At 67.8% G+C, this 1,946-nt stretch carries 1 pseudogene; it reads left to right on the forward strand.

The annotated features are described in order from the left end of the window. Positions 1–1,946, forward strand: a pseudogene (locus AC1DBQ_RS23135) (hypothetical protein); the annotation flags it as partial.

The raw sequence follows: 1,946 nt of genomic DNA on the forward strand, positions 1-1,946 counted from the left end.
CGCAGGAGCTGGGCTGTACGCAGAGTCCCTACACGGCGCTGGTGATCTTCATCCCCGGCGCGTACCTGAGCAACGGCACCGCCGGCATGACCTACAGCAACGGCACCACGGGCGGGCGCATCCTGATGCCGCAGAACAGCCGGCTCGCAACCCCCGTGCTGACTCATGAGTTCGGCCATGCCCTGGGCATGGACCACGCCAACAGCCTGCTGTGCGGCAGCGGGGCCATGGACGTGGCCTCCGGTCCCTACGCGGGCTTTGCCGATCCCACCTGCAGCATCAAGCCCTATGGCGACAACCTGGACCTCATGGGGATCTCGCACTGGGACGTCATGCCGGAAATCAGCGCCAGCCTCTGGGAAATGGGCCGGTTCGGCAACGGCAACGAGATCACCAACCTGGGCACAGTGTCCGGGCCCCGCAAGGTGACCCTCGCACCCTGGGCCGGCGACGCCGCCAACCGGGCGGCCAAGTTCACGGACCCGAAATCCGGCGAGGTCTACTACCTCGAGCTCCGGGCCCCGGTGGGCTATGACTCCGTGATCGCGCAGGCCGGAAACCGCGGTGTGAAGATCACCCAGCAGGGCGGCGGCAACTCCTCGATCCTGCTCCCGCCCKACACCCGCGCGGCCGCCTTCAATGGCTACTACAGCAACACCCAAGCCTGGCAGGCCGGGCAGACMTTCACAACGCACGCCGGCACCAAGGTGAGCATCGATTCGGTCACCGACACGGCGGCCAGCGTGACCATCCGTCCGCCCGGAGCGCCCGCCGTCGGCTACGTCGAGTCCATGGCCATCAACCGCTCMGGCGCCAAGGCCAGCCTGGACATCGCCGGCTGGGCGTACGACACCGCCAAGCCCTCCGAATCATCCACGGTCCACATCTACGTGACCCCGCCCGGCGGCACCGCAACCGGCTACGCCGTGGCAGCCAACCAGGCCCGAGCAGACGTTAACAAGGTCATGCAGGTGACCGGCAACCACGGGTTCACCCGTTCCTTCAATCTGACCGCGGCCGGCGTATATAAGGTCTGCGTCTACGCCCTGAGCAGCGCCGAACCGACGGACCTGGGCTGTAAGTCCCTGACCCTTGCGGGGACGCCCGCCACCGCCGGCTATCTCGAGTCCMTGACGCTGACCCGGGCMGGCGGGGCGACGGTGCTGCGGGCCACGGGCTGGAGCTACGATCCCGGGACGCCCACGGCGTCCATCCCGGTCCACCTCTACGTGACTGACCCGGCAGGCAAGACGACGTCGAAGGCCATCACCGCCAACAAGAGCCGCGCCGACGTCAACCTGGTGATGTCGGTGACGGGAAGCCACGGCTTCACCTCGGACCTCCCCGTGACCATGAGCGGGCAGTACAAGGTATGCGCCTACGGCATGGCCGTCACGGCGTTCAGCCTGGGCAATAGCCTGCTGGGCTGTAAATACGTGACGCCGCGGGCAACACCGGCGCCCGCGGGCTTCCTGGAAAGCACCGTGGTCAAGACGGATGCGCCGACGGCCACCATCACGGCCACCGGGTGGAGCCTGGATCCCGGAACCCCGGCCGCCTCCATCCCGGTCCACCTCTACGTCACCGACCCCAAGGGTGTGACCAAGAGTTCCGCATATACGGCCAACCAGTCCCGGGCCGACKTCAACACGGTCATGGGGACCACCGGAAACCACGGCTACCGGGTGGCGCTGCCGGTTACGACGCCGGGTGACTACAAGATCTGCGCCTACGGCATCGCTGTCAGCGTCTTCCYGCTGGGCAACAGCCTCCTGGGCTGCTCGACCGTGCGCGTCGCCGCCACGCCCGCGCCGATCGGGTACTACGAGTCCCTCAAGGTCCAGCTCGGCGGGATGGGATCCGCGCTCGTGGCCAGCGGCTGGGCGCTGGATCCGGGGATGACGCGGGCGAACGTCCCCGTCCACCTGTACATCACGTCTCCGGAC

The organism is Arthrobacter sp. 10T413_2, assembly GCF_056394205.1.